Annotated in this window: 2 protein-coding genes; both read right to left on the bottom strand. The window is 39.9% G+C overall.

Going from position 1 to position 1677, the window contains the following annotated elements; translation table 11 throughout:
• Nucleotides 1-354: 354 nt before the first annotated feature.
• A complete protein-coding gene (locus NZ519_13815; GenBank protein ID MCS7029830.1) occupies nt 355-1404 on the bottom strand; it encodes a glycosyltransferase family 4 protein in 1050 nt (349 codons plus the stop codon).
• Between the two features lie 28 nt (nt 1405-1432).
• A partial coding sequence (locus NZ519_13810) for a hypothetical protein (protein MCS7029829.1) occupies nt 1433-1677 on the bottom strand: 245 nt, incomplete at its 5' end.

Genomic DNA, 1677 nt, shown 5'->3' with positions numbered 1-1677 from the left:
GGTGTGCCTGGGGTGGGGCGTGCTCCAGCTGGGGGCGCAGCCCCCCCCCCAACCTCGGGGTTAGCCACGCCCCCCCCACGCCGACCTTGCCCACACAAGCACAAGCGAAGTGTGGGCAAGGGCACGCCCAAAAGTAAAATTCTTCTTTCTTTATTACATGAGGATAATTCGCATGAGGCATGGATATAGCACATAGGTAGTACAAAGCCCCTACGCACTCAGTTTTAACTCTTGAATACATAGAACAAGCACTAAAACAAAGTATAATCTGAATACGCTCGTGGAAATACTGTGCAAGGTATGCTGTTAAATAAAAAACTTAATAGCATATTATGCAAACTCAGGAATACTTTTTCAGGAAAGAATTGTAATGTAGGCATCTAGGGTTTTTCTTGCAGTTCTCTCCCATGAAAACAACGCTAAGCGTCGTTTAGCTTTTTGTATGAGTTCTGTCCGAAGGTTAGTATCAGAAATAATTTTCTGCAATCCTTCTGCTATATCCGTAATTTCATAAGGATTTACAAAAAACGCTGCATCACCTGCTACTTCTTGCATAGTAGTATCTCGGGAGGTAAGTACTGGTAGCTCATAGTGCATGGCTTCTAGAACTGGAATACCAAAACCTTCATAAAAAGACGGAAACACAAAAGCCCACGCAGTGGCGTATAAATTTTGCAGTTCTTGGTCTGAAACAAAAGAAAGATATTCAAACTGTTTTCTGAAACGGCTTTCTTGAATAAATTCGAATACTTTTTCTGATTCAAATCCATTGCTTCCACCTACCATAGTCAGGCGAAACTCTGGGTATCTTTCAGCTATGAGTTCAAAGGCTTTACACAAGCCAAGTACATTTTTGCGTCTGTCTAAGGGTCCTACATAAAGCAGGAAAGGTTTTGAGGTTTGTTTTTGGAAGGTAAAATTTCTATGGTTTGCTGCAAGCGGAGTTACAAAAATAGGTTTGTCCAGATGCGGAAAAAAGTGTAGTATTTCTTTTTTCACAAACTCGGATACCGTAATAATAGCATCAATCCGATTACTACGGAGGAGTTTCTGTATCTTGCCCTGCTGTGGGCTTTCTACTCTGCGGCTGTCTACAAGGTTAGGATGAAAAACTGCTAAATCATGTATCGTAACTACCTTTTTTGCTTTTCCATAGTAGTGCATGGCAAAGTCTGGTCCATGGAAGAGATCAGGGCGTTTAAGAGAAGGAAGCACATGCAGCGGAATGTCAGATAAGTGCCTTTGTATTTTGTAGCGGTTTTTCCAGCGAGAGAGTTTACAAGCACCTTCCAATTGTATTTCAGGATTTTTCTGCAGTACGAGGCTTGTTTCTACAATATACCTACCTATGCCTGTAAGATTATCAAAAGCAATGGTAGAATAGTCTATCCAAACTTTGAGCATCTTTCAGGATATAAAAAACTAATTTTTTCTAAGACTTTTCTCTATTCTCAATGCAGAGAGTTACTACTTTCCATTTTTTTTGGACTATTAAAAAACACGTAAAAGCCAAAATAATAATCAGTCCCTCTGAACGTACAAATGGCATAAATGAAACCCATATTACAGAAAAAAGATATTTTTCACGTAAGAGCAGATAAACACCCACAGATAAAAACAAAGCAAACAAAGGTTCAGTTAATCCCGAAAAGGTAAGTATGTAGTAAGAGGGCATCA

This window comes from Bacteroidia bacterium, from assembly GCA_025056095.1.
GTDB lineage: Bacteria > Bacteroidota > Bacteroidia > JANWVE01 > JANWVE01 > JANWVE01.
Note: the sequence above shows the minus strand (reverse complement) of the source record. Positions and strands in the feature narration are given on the sequence as shown.